Consider the following 17167-nt stretch of genomic DNA (forward strand, 5'->3'; position numbering starts at 1 on the left):
CATTTTCCGGGGACGTTTCCCCATGCCGTCCCTCGTGTCGTCGGCCGCTGTCGCGAAGCTCACGTATGCCGGTGAGCGGCAGCCGTCTAAAATTGGGTTACTTAACGGTAGTTAGCATCTTTGGGAGTGAGAGACCTTGGCGGGATCGAACGACTTCGACCTGTACCGCCCGGCCGAAGAGCACGACATGCTCCGCGACACCGTCCGCTCCCTCGCCGAGGCGAAGATCGCGCCGTTCGCCGCGGAGGTGGACGAGCAGGCCCGCTTCCCCCAGGAGGCGCTGGACGCACTCGCCTCCTCCGACCTGCACGCGGTGCACGTACCGGAGTCCTACGGCGGCGCGGGTGCCGACGCCCTCGCGACCGTGATCGTCATCGAAGAGGTGGCCCGCGTCTGCGCCTCCTCCTCCCTGATCCCGGCCGTCAACAAGCTGGGCTCGCTGCCGGTGATCCTCTCCGGCTCCGAGGACCTCAAGAAGAAGTACCTCGGCCCGCTCGCGGCCGGCGACGCGATGTTCTCGTACTGCCTCTCCGAGCCGGACGCCGGCTCGGACGCCGCCGGTATGAAGACCAAGGCGGTCCGCGACGGCGACCACTACATACTCAACGGCGTGAAGCGCTGGATCACCAACGCGGGCGTCAGCGAGTACTACACGGTGATGGCCGTCACCGACCCGACCAAGCGCTCCAAGGGCATCAGCGCCTTCGTCGTGGAGAAGTCCGACGAGGGCGTCTCCTTCGGCGCTCCGGAGCGGAAGCTCGGCATCAAGGGCTCCCCGACCCGCGAGGTCTACCTCGACAACGTCCGGATCCCCGCCGACCGCATGATCGGCGAGGAGGGCACCGGCTTCGCCACGGCGATGAAGACCCTGGACCACACCCGCATCACCATCGCGGCCCAGGCTCTCGGCATCGCCCAGGGCGCGCTGGACTACGCGAAGGGCTACGTCCAGGAGCGCAAGCAGTTCGGCAAGCCGATCGCCGACTTCCAGGGCGTGCAGTTCATGCTCGCGGACATGGCGATGAAGCTGGAGGCCGCACGCCAGCTCACCTACGCCGCGGCCGCCAAGTCGGAGCGCGTGGACGCGGACCTGACGTTCTTCGGTGCGGCCGCCAAGTGCTACGCCTCGGACGCGGCCATGGAGATCACCACGGACGCGGTCCAGCTCCTGGGCGGCTACGGCTACACGCGTGACTACCCGGTGGAGCGCATGATGCGCGACGCCAAAATCACGCAGATTTACGAAGGTACGAACCAGGTGCAGCGGATCGTGATGGCGAGGAACCTGCCGTAGCCCGCAGCACCCAGCAGCAAGAGCAGTTCAGAGGCACCCTCCGGGGTGCCTCTGTCTGTTGCTGCGACAGCGCGGAGCATGTGGGCGCCTGGCCCCCAACCGGAACGGCTCCCACCGCTCCCGCTAGGCTGCGCTGCCGCAGAGTCAGTGAGAACAGTGGGGGTCAGGATGGGTGCGGATCGTCAGATCGCCGGGTTGCTCCGGCAGGTCGCGAGCAAGGATGTCGTGGTGCTGACGCACCCGTTCTCCGTCGCGAGCCGGCTCGCCGCGCTGGCGTACGTCGCCGAGCAGTACGGATTCGCGTACGTGGAGGCGCGCCGCGACGAGGCCAACAAGCAGGCCATGAACGTCTACCTCTACCGCGACCCGAGCCCCGAGGCGCGGCAGCGAGAGGTGGCCACCATCTCCCGGTATCCGCAGGCCGGCAACGGCGGGCCGGTGCCCGGGATGCGGCCGGGCACCCTGAAGCCGGACGCCGGGGCGCGGGAGGCCGTCGCGCGGCTGAAGGACCGGATCGGGTTCGACGTCCTGGGAGATGGGCTGGAGAAGGGGCCGAAGAGGTTCGTGGGGGGCATGTTCGCCCTGGTGGTGCTGATGACGCTGCTGGACGGGAAGTACATCCTTGCGAAGCTCGTCGGCGGCGTTGCGCTCGGCGCGGCCCTGGCGGGCCTGTTCAGGCTGAGCGCGCTCCGCAGAGGGCGGATGGAGCAGCGGCTGCTGGACGCGGGGTTCGTTCCCGTGAGCGACCAGTACGGGCGCCGGCGCTTCCTGGCGGCCGGTGAGCAGTTGCCCGGCCACGCGAATCCCTTCGCCGGCTGACGGGCGGGGCTGCAACTCGCTTGCCGGGCAGCCCATCCGCCGCCCGGCAGCCTCGGGGCCGAACGGAACTGCGTTGCCGCGCTGTGTTCGCCGCACTAGGGTTCTGGCCATGACTGCCGGGTCGGCCATGGGCCAAGAGCGAGTGGGGCACCCGGCCTCGGCGTGAGCGCGAGGCGGGCCAGAGGCCCGCCTTCCTGTCTGTGTTCCCGCGATGTTCCCGCGATTTCGCGCATTTCGCGCACTCCCTCATCGCGGTGGCCCGTGATGAGTTCGTCCTGCCCGCGCCATTCCGCGGTTCGCGGGATGACCAATGCTGGAGGAGAACACAGACAATGCCGATCGAATCCCACGTGGAGCTGAACCACACCGTCGTCCATGCCAAGGACAAGCTCGCCTCGGCCGAATTCCTCGCCGGCATCCTCGGCCTGGAAGTCGGCGCGCCGTTCGGGCCGTTCATCCCGGTGGACACCAGCAACGGCGTGACGCTCGACTTCTACGAGGACGCCGACAACCCGGTCGCGCCACAGCACTACGCGTTTCTGGTGTCCGAAGAGGCATTCGACATCATGATCGGCCGGATAGAGGCGGCCGGAGTCACGTACTACGCCGACCCCAGCCACACAGAGCCCGGCCGGATCAACCGCCTCTTCGGCGGTCGGGGTGCGTACTTCGACGACCTCGATGGCCACAACATGGAGATCATCACCCGCCCCTACGCGCGGGCCCGTTAGGGCGGACCCGTCGTAGGGCGGACTCGTCGAAGCCGGGCGACGAGCGTCACGCCGTCCCGGCTCACTGCGACTCGACGGTGACCTTCTCGTCGTTCTTGAGCTGCTGCACCAGCTGCTGCACCTTGGCCTTGTCCCAGACCAGGTTGCCGTTCCTGGTGCCCGAGATCGGCATGTTCATGGACTTGCCCTCGCCGCCCGTGACGCCCTTCATCGCGAAGAACATCCGGCCCAGGTCCCACAGGCTCATGTCCTTGTCGACGATGAGCGTGTCCAGTCCGGCGCCCATCGTCGGGTACAGCCTGAAAGGGTTCAGGAGCGTGCCCGGGGTCGCCGTCTGGCTCGCCAGGGCGGCGAGGAACTTCTGCTGGTTCTTCGTGCGGTCCAGGTCGCTGCCGGCGAACGCGTAGCGGGTGCGGACGAAGGCCAGGGACTGCTCGCCGTTGAGGGTCTGCCGGCCGGCCTGGAAGTCGGCGCCGGAGTTCTTGTCCTTGAACGCCTTGGGGATGTCCATCTCCACGCCGCCGATGGCGTCCACGATGTTGGCGAAGCCGGCGAAGCCGATCTCGACGTAGTGGTCGATGCGCAGGCCGGTGTTGTGCTCGACGGTACGGACGAGGAGCTCGGGGCCGTCCTCCGCGTACGCCGCGTTCAGCTTTACCTGCCGGCCCGCGGCGGGGAACAGCTTGCCGGAGTCCGATCCGCGGAAGGACGGTATCTCCACGTTCGAGTCACGCGGCAGCGAGATCAGGGTGGGCCCGTTGCTGCCGTCGTGGAGGATCATCATCGAGTCGGTGCGCTTGCCCTCGGCGGAGCCCGTCCGGAGTCTCTTCTTGTCCTCGGCGGACATGCCCTCACGGCTGTCGGAGCCCACGATCAGGTAGTTCGTTCCGTCGCCCTCGCCCGGCCGCTCGATGACCTTGGAAAGGTCGACCTCGCGCTTGAGTTTCGAGTCCGCCCAGAAGTACGTACCGACGGAGACCGCGAGGAGGACGACGACCAGGGTCAGGGTGCCCAGCTTGAACCGGCGGCGCCAGTCGGGGGCGGCCTGTCCGGCGTACGGCGGGCGGCCGCCCGATCCGTCGCCGCCGTAGACCTGGCCCCGGCTGTAGCCGCCACCGTCGTAGTCGTCGTAACCCTGCGACTGCTGCGGCGGAACACCTGGCACCGGCGGTGCGGCGGCCGGCCCCCGGGCCTGCCTGCGCTGAACGTGCCGCATGGACCGGGCGCCCTCGGGCTGCGCGCTCGCGCTGCCGCGTCCGTACCGGTCGTCGCGGTTGTCGGTCCATCCGTCGGGCCAGTCATTCATGCGGACAAGCATGCATGCCGGGTGGTGCAGCCTGACAGGGCGGGTGGGAATTCGGGTCCGGGCTGTTGCAGAGCTGATGCATTGCGACCGGACTTAAGGTGGTGACCATGACAGATCTCCCTGGTAGGCCCACCTCTGCTTCACGAACGACCCTCTCGCACATCATGACCGGCAGTGACACCAACCTGCTCGGTACGGTGCACGGCGGCGTGATCATGAAACTGGTGGACGATGCGGCGGGCGCGGTCGCCGGGCGGCACTCCGGTGGCCCCGCGGTCACCGCCTCCATGGACGAGATGGTGTTCCTGGAGCCGGTCAGCGTCGGGGACCTGGTTCATGTGAAGGCGCAGGTCAACTGGACGGGCCGGTCCTCGATGGAGGTCGGCGTCCGGGTCCTGGCGGAGCGCTGGAACGAGTCGACGCCGGCGACGCAGGTCGGCACCGCGTACCTGGTCTTCGCGGCGGTCGACGCGGACGGCAAGCCCCGGCCCGTACCCCCGGTGATCCCGGAGACGGAGCGCGACGAGCGGCGCTACCAGGAGGCGCAGATCCGTCGTACGCACCGGCTCGCCCGGCGGCGGGCGATCAAGGAACTGCGGGAGAAGCGGTCTGCGGAGGGCTTCGACGACTGAGCCGGTCCCGGTGAATCCGGACACTGGAGCGGCGCTGTGATCCGGGTCTCCTCCTACGGGCAGACCACCTGGTCGCCCGTGACCACCCCGGACTCGCCTTGGTACGGATCGTCGGCCCGGACCGGCGTGACTCCCCTGAAGTCCGTGCCCGCCGTCACCCGCAGTGTGGGCCCCTGCCCCTTCACCGCACGCAGCTCGGCGCCCGGAAGCGCGACGGCCAGTGACTTCGCCGAGCGGTTCCAGCGCGGGTCGTAGGACACGACGGTGCGCCGCACGTCGCGGCTCGCGGCGTTCCCGGGAGCGCCGGTGGTGTTGAAGCCGGTGGCCTTCAGGGCCTTGTCGACGCGGCTGCCGAGGCCGTCGACGGCGGTGCCGTTCTCCACGTGTACGCGGATCTGCTGCGGGGCGACGTCGACGGGCGCGGCACGCTTCCGCTTCGGCCCGTACGGTGCGAGCGGCCGGTCGTCGCGCAGCGCCCGGAAGAGTTCCACGGCCTTCGGCTCGTCCCATTTGACGGTCGAGCCGATGCCCTTCACCGGGTGGCTCATATCACCGACCGGTACGGACGTGAACTCCGACGAGGCAGGCGTGAAGCCGCGCATCGCCTGGCCCAGGGCGACCATTTCCGGCGTACCGAAGCCCTTGTCCGCCCGTACCGAACCGAGCAGCGTGGCGGAGACCTGGCGGAACTTCACCGGGTTCAGCATGACTCCCGAGTCGGTGACGCGGGAGATGAGCGCGGCCAGGAAGCGCTGTTGGCGCTGCATGCGTCCGAGGTCCGAGGCGCCGTCGATGTGCCGGGAGCGCACGTACTGCAAAGCCTGTCCGCCGGTCAGCTGGTGATTGCCCGCGGGCAGGTTGAGTCCGGTGTACGAGTCGTTCATCGGCCGGACCGTGCAGATCTTCACCCCGCCGACCGCGTCGACGGTCTTCATGAAGCTGGTGAAGTCGACCTCCAGATAGTGGTCGATCTTCACCTTGGTCATGTGCTCGACCGTGCGCACCGTGAGGTGGGGCCCGCCCTCCGCGTACGCGGCGTTGAGCTTCACCGGGTGGGCGTCGTGCTGCTTGCCGGTGGTCTGGTCGGTGTGCGCGGGAACTTCCGCGTAGCTGTCCCGCGGCAGGCTCACGATGCTCGCGCGCTCCCGGTTCTCCGAGATGTGCACCAGCATGACCGTGTCGGTGCAGTGGCAGGGCGCGCCTCCCAGCCGGTACCTCTCCTTGTCCGCCTGCGTGATCTTGTCCCGGCCGTCCGTGCCGACCAGCAGGATGTTCATGCCATGGCCGGCCTCGGGCCGGTTCTTCATGTCCTTGAAGGGGTCGACCCGGTCGATTCCGGTGTCCAGGCTGGTCATCAGGGCGTGCCCGATCGCCCCGGACCCCAGCACCACCATGGAGAGGGTCGTCGCCACCCGCATTCCCCAGCGGGGCCGGTGGCGGCTTCTGTGCGGGCCGCGCCGCGGGGAGTTCCGGGGCGGCCGGGGTTGCCGGGGACCGGGGGAGCGGTGCGGTTGGGGCACGGGGACACCTCCGCTGGCGGCAAGGGGGGACCGTGAGCACGGTAGGCCCATACGATCTGCGACAGCGGGCAGCGACCGGTCGGCGCGCGACCGTGTCCCCCGTTCGCGGTAACGTGACCACCGATGAACGCCACACCCCAGCAGCCCCAGCATCCGTCCGTTTCCGTGATCATGCCGGTGCTCAATGAGGAACGCCATCTGAGGAACTCCGTCCAGCACATCCTGGAGCAGGAGTACGAGGGCGAGATGGAGGTGGTGATCGCGCTCGGGCCGTCCACGGACCGCACCGACGAGATCGCCGCCGAGCTGGTACGCGAGACCGCCGGCAACGCCCGGGCCCGCGTCCACACCGTCCCGAATCCGACCGGCCGTACCCCGGCCGCGCTCAATGCCGCCATCAAGGCGTCCCGGCACCCCGTCGTGGTCCGGGTCGACGGCCACGGCATGCTCTCGCCGGACTACATCGCCACCGCTGTGCGGCTGCTGGAGGAGACCGGCGCGCAGAACGTGGGCGGCATTATGCACGCGGAGGGCGAAAGCGAGTGGGAGCACGCGGTCGCCGCCGCGATGACCTCGAAGATCGGCGTCGGCAACGCGGCGTTCCACACGGGCGGCGAGGCCGGTCCCGCGGAAACCGTGTACCTCGGCGTCTTCCGCCGTGAGGCGCTGGAGCGGCAGGGCGGCTACAACGAGGAGTTCATCCGGGCCCAGGACTGGGAGCTGAACTTCCGGATCCGTGAGGCCGGCGGACTGATCTGGTTCTCGCCCGAGCTGAAGGTCCAGTACCGGCCGCGCCCCAGCATCAGGGCGCTGGCCAAGCAGTACAAGGACTACGGCCGCTGGCGCCATGTCGTCGCCCGCTTCCACGCCGGCTCCATCAACCTGCGCTATCTCGCGCCGCCGACCGCGGTCTGCGCGATCGCCGCGGGCACGGTGCTGGGCGCGGCCGTCACCCCGTGGGGCTTTGTGGTCCCGGCCGGCTATCTCGCCGCGATCGTGGCGGGCTCGGTACCGGCGGGCAGGGGCCTGCCGCTGAAGGCGCGGGCGCAGATTCCCGTCGCGCTGGCCACCATGCACATGTCCTGGGGGTACGGCTTCCTGACCAGCCCCCGTGCGCTGGCGAAGAAGGTCATCGCGAGCCGTCGCCCGGCCGTCCAGCCGGCCGCCGACTCAGCGACGGCCTAGGATCTCCCGTCCGGATCAGGCCGCCGGCAGCGACCCACGTACGAAGGGGCCCCCGCTCGGGCCCCTTCGTACGTCCGTCATGTCGTCCTCGCTACCAGGTGAAGCCCTTCTGGACCTGCATGCAGGCCTTGGTCTCTCCGTTGAGCGGGCGGGCCGACGAGGGGGCCTTGCCGTCATCGGTCGCGGACGCCTTGGGGAACGTGGTCCCCGTACGCCAGTCCGCGCCCACGATCAGAGTGACGCCCGACACGTCCGTCGACCGCTCCACCGAGGTGAGCGGCAGCCCGAGAGCCTTCGCGACGGCCTGTGCGTCGCCCTCCAGATCGCTGCTGGGGAAGCGGATCACGGTCTTGTCCTCGGCCGCGAACTGGGTGTCGGCCTTGGCCGAGGCGAAGCCCTTCCCGTTGAGCACGTGGGTGACCGCTCCGGCCCGGCCCCTCTCGCGGAGCTGAGCGCCGTCCTTGCCGCTGGTGCCGTTGCGGACCAGCACGGCGACCTCACCCGTGGGCGCGGCCGGGTCCTTGGAGGCGGGAGTGGGGGGCTTCTTCTTGGCGGGGGCCTTGCCGTCCAGCGGAATGTCGTCGCGGACCATCTGGAAGAGCCTGTCGGCATCGCCCGGCTTGGGCTCCACCCGGTTGGGGTCCGACGGTGACGGCCGCCACGGCATGGTGGTCATGGTGATGCGCTCGGTCGGAACCTTCTTGAGCTCCATGCTCAGATCGAAAAGCTTGTCGATCTTGTTGAGGCCCTCGTCGACGATCATGGCCTTGATGGCCGCCTGGGCGAGGCTGTTCAGCTTGGTGGGGTTGCTGAGCTTGGCGTTCTCGCGGAACTCGCGGGCCATCGAGTTCATGTACATGTGCTGGCCGTGGGTCCGCGCGAGGTCGGTGCCGTCCTCGAAGCCGTACCGGGTGCGCAGCCACTGCAGCGCCTGCTCGCCCTGGATGTTGGTGGTGCCCGCCTCGAGCTTCAGCCCGGAGCCCTCGCCCTTGTAGTTGCGGGAGTGGACGTTGTCCGTGACACACACCGGGACACCGCCGATGGCGTCGGCCATCGAGACCACACCGGCGAAGTCGATCATCATGAAGTGGTCGATCGGAATCTTGGTGAGCTCGTGCCAGGCGGCCACCGTGCAGCCGGGCCCGCCCCGCCCGAGGGACTCGTTGGTCATCCGCGGGACGACGGTGGCCGGGAAGACCTCACCGTCCTTGGCCGTGCACTTGGGCATCTTGATCAGGGTGTCGCGCGGCATGCTGATCACGGAGATGTTGCTGCGGTCGGCGGAGACGTGCAGCAGCATCTGCACGTCCGCGAGGGGAGTTCCGCCGAAGGTCTTCCTGGCGCCGCCGAGCTTCTGGTTCGCCTTGGAGTCGCGGGCATCGGAGCCGATGAGCAGGATGTTCAGGGGAACCTGGCCGAAGGCGTTCGGCTTGGACTTGCCCATCTCCTTGTCGCCAAGGTTCAGGTCGTCCGTCTTGATGTTGCTGTTGAGATGGCGGTAATACAGGTATCCGGCGGCGGCCGTCCCCAGTATGAGCAGGGAGAGGACCGCCGCGGCCCAGCGCAGTATGCGCCATTTGCCGCGTCGTCTGCGCCGGGGAACGCGGCGCCGGTGCCCGCCCCCCGCGGCCTCCGGTTCTCTCTCCGGGTCCCCACCCTCGTACAGGCCGTCGTCCCAGCCGAGTTCGCGGGCGTGCTCCCCCCTTGGGGGTGCCCCCTCCCTCTCCACGCTGCTCTGCGTCACTCGTCCCCCCTGATTGTCAAGCTCTGTGTCGGGTCCGCCGAGCCGGTATCACTTGGAGCACACCGCCTTGTCGGCCTGGACCTGCTGAATGTCCTTCGGTGCCTTCGCCGGACCGCTGATCGGAATTCCCGCGCCCTTGAAGTCCTCGCCCAGCGTGAGTGTCATGGGCGTCCTCTCCGCGGCATCCGTGGTGCCGGGCTTCAGCGCCGAGGCGGGCAGGCCCATCATGTCGGCGAGGGCGCGGGCCTGGTCGGCCTGGTTCGGTGCGTACTCGAGCGTCGTCTTGCTCACCTTCGCGGGAGCGTTGCCGAGATTGCTGGACTTCGGTACGTCCTGCTCGTTCTGCAGCCAGTTGAGCGTCGTCTGCGCTGAGCCGGCGGGGCCGCCACCGTTGTAGACGTCGACCCGTACGTCGGTGGGCTCGGCCCGCTCGCCCTTGAGCAGCGCGTCTTGCTTGCTCTTGGCCGCCTTCTCCTGCTTCTTCACCTCGGTCAGCGAGGTGTCGGAGCGCATCATCGCGAAGAGCGGTGCGGCCTTGCTCTCGTTGACCACAACCGTGGCCTTGATCTTCTCGGCCGGGTTGTCGATGACCGGCAGGGTGGTGAAGGTGATGTTCTGGGGGTTCACCTTGGCGAGTTCCTTGGCCAGCCCGGCCAGCTCCTTGATCCCGCCTATGGAGTCGTCGACCGTCAGCGCCTTGGTGCCGGCTTCGGCCAGGTCCATCAGCTTGCCGGGGCTGGTGAGCGTGTCCTCGGACTTCATCTTGCGGATCAGCGAGCTCAGGAACTGCTGCTGGGTCTGGATCCGGTCCAGGTCGCTCTCGTTGCCGAAGCTGTGCCGGGTCCGGACGAAGGCGAGGGCCTGTTCGCCCTCGATCGTGTGCGTGCCCTTGGTCAGCTTCAGCTTCGAGTCCTCGTCGTTGACGTCCTTGGCGACACAGACCTCGACCCCGCCGACCGCGGTGGTCAGCGTCTTGATGGCGTTGAAGTCGGCCATCATGAAGTTGTCGACCGTGAGTCCGGTGAGCTCCTTGACCGTACGCATGGTGCAGCCCGGGTCGCGGCCCGACTGGCCGAGGCTGGTGTTGAAGCGGACACCCTGCTGGCCCGGGATGATCTTCTCGGTGCCGTCCTCCAACTTGGTCGGGCAGTCCGGGATGTCGGTGATCAGGTCACGGGGGATGGAGACGGCGGTCGCGTTCGTCCGGTCCTTGGAGACGTGGAAGAGGATCGTGGTGTCGGCGTGGCCGGGGCTGTTCTTGTCGCCGTAGCCCTCGTTGCCGCTGCCGGTCCGCTTGTCCGTGCCGACGAGCAGGATGTTGACGGCCTGGTCCTTCTTGAACCCGCCGCTGCCCGCGTCGCCGACCCCGATCGTGTTGATGTTGCTGTCGAGGTGCTTGTAGTAGAGGTACAGCCCCAGCGAGCCGGCCACCATGACGAACGCCATGGCGCCGCCCGTGATCAGCAGCGCCTTCTTCTTGCGTGACTTCTCCGGCCGCCGTTTACGGCTGCGCCGGCCTCCGGGCGGGGGCCCGTCTCCACGGCGCGGCCCCGGCACTTTGCGCCGGGGCGTCGTCGTGGTCCTGCCGTGGGCGACCGTCTCTCCGGTGCCCGATCCCGAGGTCGTTCTGCCGGACGGAGGGGCGGGGGCTCTACGCGGACGCGAGGCGGACGGCTGCCCTACGGAGCGGTCCAGTCGCAGTTCGTAGTTGCCGGTGTCGGGGTTGAGTACCCACTGGTCTGCGGGGTCGATTTCGTCAGCCCGCCCACGGCCTTGCGCATCCACGGTTGCTTGAGTCCTCCGTCGGTGCCACGCGAAACGCCTCCCCCCAGGCGCTCGGTCTTACGTTCCGGCAGTGCGCGGCCCAAGGCCGGGTTCACCGGATCGCTCACACTATCCGCCCAGTTCAGCGCCGAGCCATGCTGGTGACAAATTCCACTCCCCTACAACTGGGCAAACCGCCCAATTCGCTACCGACAAGTACCGCCGGCGGCCGTGGTGCCCTTGAACGTGGGCGCCGGACTCGGCTTCGTCGTGAACTCGCCGTCCTCCTCGGTCCCTTCTTCGTCGGTCCCGGGGGCCACATTCAGGGGACGGTCCATGCGCAGATGCTCGAAGAGGCGCGTCGCCGCCGGTTCTTTGAGTTCGTCACGATTCAGGTCGTAACGGTATGCCTTGCGAGGAATAGTAAGGAACTGCACCTTTTCTGTGGGGATATCTCGCATGCCGCGTACAAGTCCGTAGAGATCCCGCAGGGTGTTCAGGCCGGGGTCGGTCGTGATCGACGAAGTCGCTGCGTCGAGTACGGGATAGAGCTTCGTCGGATTGAGCAGCACGCCGTTGCTCTGCACCTTCTTGACGAGCGAGCCGAGGAACTGCTGCTGGCGGTCCATTCGTTCGGTGTCGCTGCCGTTGCCGATGCTCTTTCGCGCGCGGACGAACCCCAGCGCCTGCTCGCCGCGCAGGGTGTGCCGGCCGGCCGCCAGCTTGAGGTGGGCGTCCCTGTCGTTGATCGACTTCTTGAGGCAGACCTCGACGCCGTCGACCGCGTCGACCATCTTCTTGAAGCCGCGGAAGTCGATCACCATGTGGTGGTCGACGCGGATGCCGGTGAGCCTCTCGACCGTACGGATGGTGCAGGCCGCGCCGCCGTACCCGAAGGCCCAGTTGAACTGGGCGAACCGCTCCTTCGAGCGCTCGCCGTCCGGTTGCCGGCAACCCGGGATACTGACCATCAGGTCGCGGGGGATCGAGACGGCCGTGGCTCTCTGCCGGTTCGCGGCGAGATGCAGCAGGATCGTGGTGTCCGAGCGCTGGCTGCCGCGGTCCTTGCCGTACTGGCCGTTGCCGCGGCCGGCGCGGGTGTCGGAGCCGATGAGCAAGATGTTCTGAGCGCCCCGCACGGCGAGCGGAGGGCGCTCCTTCTCGTACGCCTCCAGCTCGGCGGCGGCGTCCGTGTCGGTCGTGATGTTGCTGTCGAGCTTGCGGTACAGCCACCAGGCGGCGCCGCTCCCGCCGAGGACGGCGAGCGCGACGGCGAGTGCGGCCCAACGCAGCAGATGACGTCTGCCCTCGGCCGTGGCGGCGTCGGCTCCGTCGGCCGTGCCGTCGCCGGACGGCTGGGCGCCCGGGTCGCCGCCGTCGGCGGGCGCTACTTCCGCGGGACGGTCGGCCGGCAGTCCGCTCCCCTTGTCTGCGGCCTCGTCCGGCCCAGACGTTCCGGTCGGCGGCTCGTCCTCGGCCGGGTTCTCCCGTTCGGGGGGCGTGCCAGCTCTGTCGGTCACGTCTGCGTCCATCCCTCATGGAGTCGGCGGCGCACCGGCCGTCCGATTGGATGGACGGCCGAAAGTCGCGGTTGGTCGTGCGTACCGTCGATCATGTCGCGGCAGTGCCGCTCAGGTCTGGATGCTCGGCGCCCGGTGCGTCCGGTGCGCCCAGAAGGGTGGACTCGTCGCCCCAGGTCCGTCCGGGCGATCCTGTCGGGCCTCGCAGATCGCCCGGACCACGCCTAGAGCACCGTGCCGGTGACCCGCTCGGTCTCGATGCGCTTGTCGAGCGCACCCTCCGGCAGTTGGACGACATTCCGGCACAGAACGACCGAGCCGCCGGCCGCGAGCGGCGCGAACAGGCCGGCGGACAGCCCCTCCCAGCTGTCGTACGCCAGCCCCGAGAGAAGACGCGAGCCGGGTTCGAGACCGCGTGACGCCGCGTCGGCGCGCGCCGTCTCGACCACCTGCACGGCGGTGAGTTGCTCGCCCCGGACGGACAGGGCCACCGCCTCCGGGTCGACCGGCGCGAACGGCGAGAAGCGGTCGCCCTGGCCCGGCACCTCGACCGCGTAGTCCACGAACCCGGCCGGCGGCTGCGGGAAGCGGCCACCCAGGGGGCGCAGGGCCAGTGCCACCCGCTCCCCGCCGCAGGCGCGCGCCTCGTCCAGCGTGTCGGGCCCGCTGACGACCAGATCGGCCTGCGCCGGGAAGCCGCCCACGTCCGCGACGACGCCCACCGACGAACAGGCGAGCAGCCAGACCGCGGTCTGCCAGTGCGCGGGCATCAGCAGCGCCAGCCGGTCGCCCGGCTCCGCGCCCAGGTCTCCCTGCAGGAGATTGGCGGTCTTGGCCACCCAATTGGCGAAGGTGGCCACGGACAGTTCGACGCGCTCGCCCGTCGCGTCGTCGTAGAAGGTGACGAGCGGGCGGGCCGGATCCGCGGCGAGGGCGGATCGCAGCAGGTCGGCGGGGGTGCGATCAGTGGCGTTCACCCGCGCAAGGGTACGCGGGCGGCGCCGCGCGGGTCCGCCGTACGGGGGAGTGGCCGGACGCGCCGGGCCGATAGGCCGTCAACTCTCCGATGGACAGGTTTGTCTGATTATGTACAACATCAGATTCATGCGTGGATTCCTAGCTTCCTCGATCGGCGTCGCGTGTACGGCCGCACTGGCACTCCCGCTCGCCGCCCTGCCCTCCGACACCAAGGCCCCCATACAGCCGGCCCCCGCCGAAGCGGCGGTGCCCGGCTCCACCCAGTCGCTGCCCCTGGCCCCGCTCGGCACCGCCGCCGACCGCACCGCCGGTGTCTCCGGCACCGCGAGAGCGGGCCTGCCACCGCGCAAGGTACGGACGTTCTCGCTGGTGGGTGTGGTCTGGGACGACGCGAGCGCCGACTTGCACGGCCGTGTCCAGGTGCGCACCCGGGCCGCCGGAACCACCGACTGGTCCGGCTGGCAGGACCTGGAGACGCACAACCAGGAACACTCGGCCGATCCGGAGACGGACGAGCGCAATTCGGGACGGGTGCGTGGCAGCACGGCCCCGCTGTGGGTCGGTGCCTCCGACGGCGTGGAGGTACGCGTGCAGGCGGATGCCGCGCACCGGAACGGCTCGGACCGCAGCGTCGCACCCGCCCGCCTCCCCTCCGGGATGCGCGTCGAACTCGTCAACCCGGGCGAAGACCCCCGGAACGGCTCGCCGCGCGCCTGGTCGGCCGATCTGCCCGCCCACTCCTTGGCCAATGCGCTGGCCGGGTCACCGGGCAGGCGGGCCTGGGAGGCCGAAGCGGCGCTCTGGACCGAGGGCGCCGCCGGTCCGGTGATGCGCCCGTACATCGGACCCCGCCCGCGCATCGTCACGCGCAAGGGCTGGGGAGCCGACGAGGGGATCAGGGAAGGCGGCTTCATCTACACCAAGACGGTCAAGGCGGCCTTCGTGCACCACAGCGCCTCGGGCAACAACTACAAGTGCTCGCAGGCTTCCTCGGTCCTTCGCAGTATCTACCGCTACCACGTCAAGAGCAGTGGCTGGCGCGACATCGGCTACAACTTCGCCGTCGACAAGTGCGGAAACATCTACGAAGGGCGAGGGGGAGGCGTGGCCAAGCCGGTCCTCGGCGCCCACACTCTCGGTTTCAACACCAACAGCATGGGCATCGCCGTCCTCGGCAGCTTCGGCAACTCGGCACCGCCCAAGGCGGCCGTGGACGCCGTAGCACGCCTGACCGCCTGGAAACTCGGCCTCTTCGGAGCCAACCCGGCCGGCAAGACAACCCTCACCTCGGGCGGCGGAAACCTCTATAAAAAGGGCCGGAAAGTCAAACTCAACGTCATCTCCGGGCACCGGGACGGATTCGCCACCGAATGCCCCGGATCCCGCCTCTACAAGAAGCTCGGCAGCGCCCGGACCACGTCGGCCAAGTACCAGGGCCGGTGACCGGGACGGTTTGCATACACTGGCCGCCCCACCGGGCCGGCCCCAGCAGGAAGAAGAGGCACCTACGTTGACTGAAGCGCCTGAAGCGCCTGAAGCGCCCGCAGCGCCAGAAGCGATCCTCCTGGTCGGCGGCAAAGGCACACGGCTGCGCCCGCTCACGGTGAACACCCCCAAACCGATGGTCCCGGCGGCGGGTGTGCCCTTCCTGACCCACCAACTGGCCCGCGCGAGGGCGGCGGGCGTCGAGCACATCGTGCTCGCCACCTCCTACCTGGCGGAGGTCTTCGAACCGCACTTCGGTGACGGAGCCTCACTCGGGCTGCACCTCGAGTACGTCACCGAGGACGAGCCGCTCGGCACCGGCGGCGCCATCCGCAACGTCGCCTCCCGGCTGCACTCCGGACCCGACGACCCGGTCCTCATCTTCAACGGCGACATCCTCACCGGCCTCGACATCCGCGCGCTGGTCTCCACCCACCGGTCCTCGGCCGCCGATGTCTCGCTCCACCTGACCCGGGTGGAGGACCCGCGGGCCTTCGGGCTGGTACCTACTGACTCCTCCGGCCGGGTCACCGCGTTCCTGGAGAAGCCGCAGACCCCCGAAGAGATCGTCACCGACCAGATCAACGCGGGCGCGTACGTCTTCCGCCGCTCGGTCATCGACACCATTCCGGCCGGCCGGCCGGTCTCCGTCGAGCGCGAGACCTTCCCCGGCCTGCTCGAGTCGGGGGCCCACCTCCAGGGCATGGTTGACTCCACGTACTGGCTCGACCTCGGCACCCCGCAGGCCTTCGTCCGCGGTTCCGCCGACCTGGTCATGGGCCGGGCCCCGTCGCCGGCAGTGCCCGGCCGGTGCGGCGACCAGCTCGTCCTCGACACCGCGATCGTGGCACCGGACGCCAAGCTCACCGGTGGCACCGTCATCGGCGCGGGCGCGGAGATCGGCGAGGGGGCCCGGATCGACGGCAGCACGGTCCTGGCCGGCGCGGTCGTCGAACCGGGCGCGGTGATCTCCGGCTCACTGGTCGGCGCCGGCGCCCGCATCGGAGCCCGTACGGTTCTGTCCGGCGCTGTGATCGGCGACGGTGCGGTGGTGGGGGCGGACAACGAGCTCCGCGACGGCGTGCGGATCTGGTGCGACGCCGTTCTCCCCGCCGGTGCGGTGCGGTTCTCCTCCGACCAGTAGCCTCGGAGGGTGGCAGGACGCTTCATACCTCAGCAGCGTGTGACCCGCTCCGGCGTCCGGGGCGGGCACACGGGCGTATCCGCCGGCGTCCCGGCCCCCGCACGGCCGGCCGCCGCCCTGTCCAGACGCTGGACCCCGCCGGGCCCCCTCGACCTCGCGCTGGTCCTCGGCCCGCTGCGGCGAGGACCGGGCGACCCCACCTTCCGTGCGACGCCGGACGGCTCGTTCTGGAGGGTGAGCCGTACCCCCGAGGGCCCTGGCTCGATGAGGGTCTCCGCCCGGGACGGCGCCGTGGCCGCGCAGGCATGGGGCCCAGGTGCCGAATGGCTGCTGGACGGGCTGCCCGACTTGATGGGTGAGTCGGACGACCCGTCGGCGTTCGCCCCGCGCCACCTCCTGGTCGCCGAGTCGCACCGCCGCCGTCCGGGCCTGCGGTTGTGCCGCACCGGTCTCGTACTGGAATCCCTGATCCCCTCGATCCTGGAGCAGAAGGTCACCACGGACGAGGCGTACCGCGCGTGGCGCCTGCTGGTCCGCAAGTACGGCGACCCCGCCCCGGGGCCCGCGCCCGAGCGGATGTACGCCATGCCGGACGCCCGCACCTGGGCGCTGGTCCCCTCCTGGGAGTGGCACCGCGCGGGCGTGGACCACAAGCGCTCCGCGACGATCATGCGCGCGGTCCGGGTCGCCCGCCGCCTGGAGGAGGCTGCGGCGATGGCCCCCGAAGCGGCGGCCGCCCGCCTGGAACTGGTTTCCGGTATCGGCCCCTGGACCTCGGCCGAGACGGTCCAGCGTTCCAACGGCGCCCCCGACGCGGTCACGGTCGGCGACCTCCACCTCCCGGGCATCGTCGGCCATGCCCTGGCGGGCGACCGGGACGCGGACGACGAGAGGATGCTGGAGCTGCTCGCCCCGTACGCGGGCCAACGCCACCGCGCGGCCCGGCTGATCCTGCTGAGCGGCCGTATTCCGCTGCGCCGGAAGCCGAAGATGCCGCGCTGGGACATCGCGAAGCTGTGACCGCGGCGGCGCGTGGCGAGCGCCG

General features: G+C 69.6%; 14 protein-coding genes. 8 read left to right on the plus strand and 6 right to left on the minus strand.

Features of this window, described 5'->3' with window-relative positions:
• Window positions 1-136: 136 nt before the first annotated feature.
• The 3 genes from AB0M62_RS02525 (at window position 137) to AB0M62_RS02535 (ending at window position 2844) form a co-directional block, all read left to right on the plus strand.
• Window positions 137-1294 (plus strand): acyl-CoA dehydrogenase, encoded by a 1158-nt coding sequence (locus AB0M62_RS02525; RefSeq protein WP_366072193.1) that lies wholly within the window; start codon window positions 137-139, stop codon window positions 1292-1294.
• Window positions 1295-1462: 168 nt separating this feature from the next.
• Window positions 1463-2113 (plus strand): hypothetical protein, encoded by a 651-nt coding sequence (locus AB0M62_RS02530; RefSeq protein ID WP_366072194.1) that lies wholly within the window; start codon window positions 1463-1465, stop codon window positions 2111-2113.
• Between the two features lie 332 nt (window positions 2114-2445).
• Window positions 2446-2844, plus strand: a complete 399-nt coding sequence (locus AB0M62_RS02535) for a VOC family protein (RefSeq protein ID WP_366072195.1) — start codon at window positions 2446-2448, stop codon at window positions 2842-2844.
• A gap of 61 nt (window positions 2845-2905) precedes the next feature.
• On the opposite strand, the gene AB0M62_RS02540 is transcribed toward AB0M62_RS02535, so the two are convergent.
• Window positions 2906-4150, minus strand: coding sequence for an LCP family protein (locus tag AB0M62_RS02540; protein ID WP_366072196.1), 1245 nt, complete (start codon window positions 4148-4150; stop codon window positions 2906-2908).
• A 107-nt stretch (window positions 4151-4257) separates the two neighbouring features.
• Between AB0M62_RS02540 and AB0M62_RS02545 the strand changes: the two genes are divergently transcribed.
• Window positions 4258-4782: an acyl-CoA thioesterase gene (locus AB0M62_RS02545; protein WP_366072197.1), complete on the plus strand. Its 525-nt coding sequence runs from the start codon at window positions 4258-4260 to the stop codon at window positions 4780-4782.
• Between the two features lie 53 nt (window positions 4783-4835).
• Here the strand turns inward: AB0M62_RS02545 and AB0M62_RS02550 are convergent, their stop codons facing one another.
• Window positions 4836-6200, minus strand: a complete 1365-nt coding sequence (locus AB0M62_RS02550) for an LCP family protein (RefSeq protein WP_366072198.1) — start codon at window positions 6198-6200, stop codon at window positions 4836-4838.
• Window positions 6201-6425: 225 nt separating this feature from the next.
• On the opposite strand from AB0M62_RS02550, the gene AB0M62_RS02555 reads away from it, so the two are divergent.
• Entirely contained in the window at window positions 6426-7487 is a 1062-nt protein-coding gene (locus tag AB0M62_RS02555) for a glycosyltransferase family 2 protein (RefSeq protein WP_366072199.1), read from the plus strand.
• 91 nt (window positions 7488-7578) lie between these two features.
• On the opposite strand, the gene AB0M62_RS02560 is transcribed toward AB0M62_RS02555, so the two are convergent.
• The 4 genes from AB0M62_RS02560 to AB0M62_RS02575 form a co-directional block, all read right to left on the minus strand.
• Complete coding sequence (locus tag AB0M62_RS02560) at window positions 7579-9231, minus strand: LCP family protein (RefSeq protein WP_366072200.1); 1653 nt, start codon at window positions 9229-9231, stop codon at window positions 7579-7581.
• 48 nt (window positions 9232-9279) lie between these two features.
• Window positions 9280-11016 carry an LCP family protein gene (locus AB0M62_RS02565; RefSeq protein ID WP_366072201.1) on the minus strand — a complete coding sequence of 579 codons (1737 nt, stop codon included), beginning with the start codon at window positions 11014-11016 and terminating at the stop codon, window positions 9280-9282.
• Window positions 11017-11201: 185 nt separating this feature from the next.
• Window positions 11202-12527 carry an LCP family protein gene (locus AB0M62_RS02570; RefSeq protein ID WP_366072202.1) on the minus strand — a complete coding sequence of 442 codons (1326 nt, stop codon included), beginning with the start codon at window positions 12525-12527 and terminating at the stop codon, window positions 11202-11204.
• Window positions 12528-12739: 212 nt separating this feature from the next.
• Window positions 12740-13492 (minus strand): TIGR03089 family protein, encoded by a 753-nt coding sequence (locus AB0M62_RS02575; protein ID WP_366072203.1) that lies wholly within the window; start codon window positions 13490-13492, stop codon window positions 12740-12742.
• A 127-nt stretch (window positions 13493-13619) separates the two neighbouring features.
• On the opposite strand from AB0M62_RS02575, the gene AB0M62_RS02580 reads away from it, so the two are divergent.
• The 3 genes from AB0M62_RS02580 to AB0M62_RS02590 all read left to right on the plus strand — a co-directional run bounded on the left by AB0M62_RS02580 (window position 13620) and on the right by AB0M62_RS02590 (window position 17142).
• The gene (locus tag AB0M62_RS02580; RefSeq protein ID WP_366072204.1) at window positions 13620-14936 is read left to right on the plus strand and encodes a peptidoglycan recognition protein; all 1317 of its coding nucleotides are present in this window, start codon (window positions 13620-13622) and stop codon (window positions 14934-14936) included.
• A 67-nt stretch (window positions 14937-15003) separates the two neighbouring features.
• Window positions 15004-16122, plus strand: coding sequence for an NDP-sugar synthase (locus AB0M62_RS02585; RefSeq protein ID WP_366072205.1), 1119 nt, complete (start codon window positions 15004-15006; stop codon window positions 16120-16122).
• 9 nt (window positions 16123-16131) lie between these two features.
• Window positions 16132-17142 carry a DNA-3-methyladenine glycosylase 2 family protein gene (locus AB0M62_RS02590; RefSeq protein ID WP_366072206.1) on the plus strand — a complete coding sequence of 337 codons (1011 nt, stop codon included), beginning with the start codon at window positions 16132-16134 and terminating at the stop codon, window positions 17140-17142.
• Window positions 17143-17167: the final 25 nt, after the last annotated feature.

Origin of the sequence: Streptomyces sp. NPDC051219 (assembly GCF_040682335.1) — a bacterium.
Classification (GTDB): domain Bacteria; phylum Actinomycetota; class Actinomycetes; order Streptomycetales; family Streptomycetaceae; genus Streptomyces.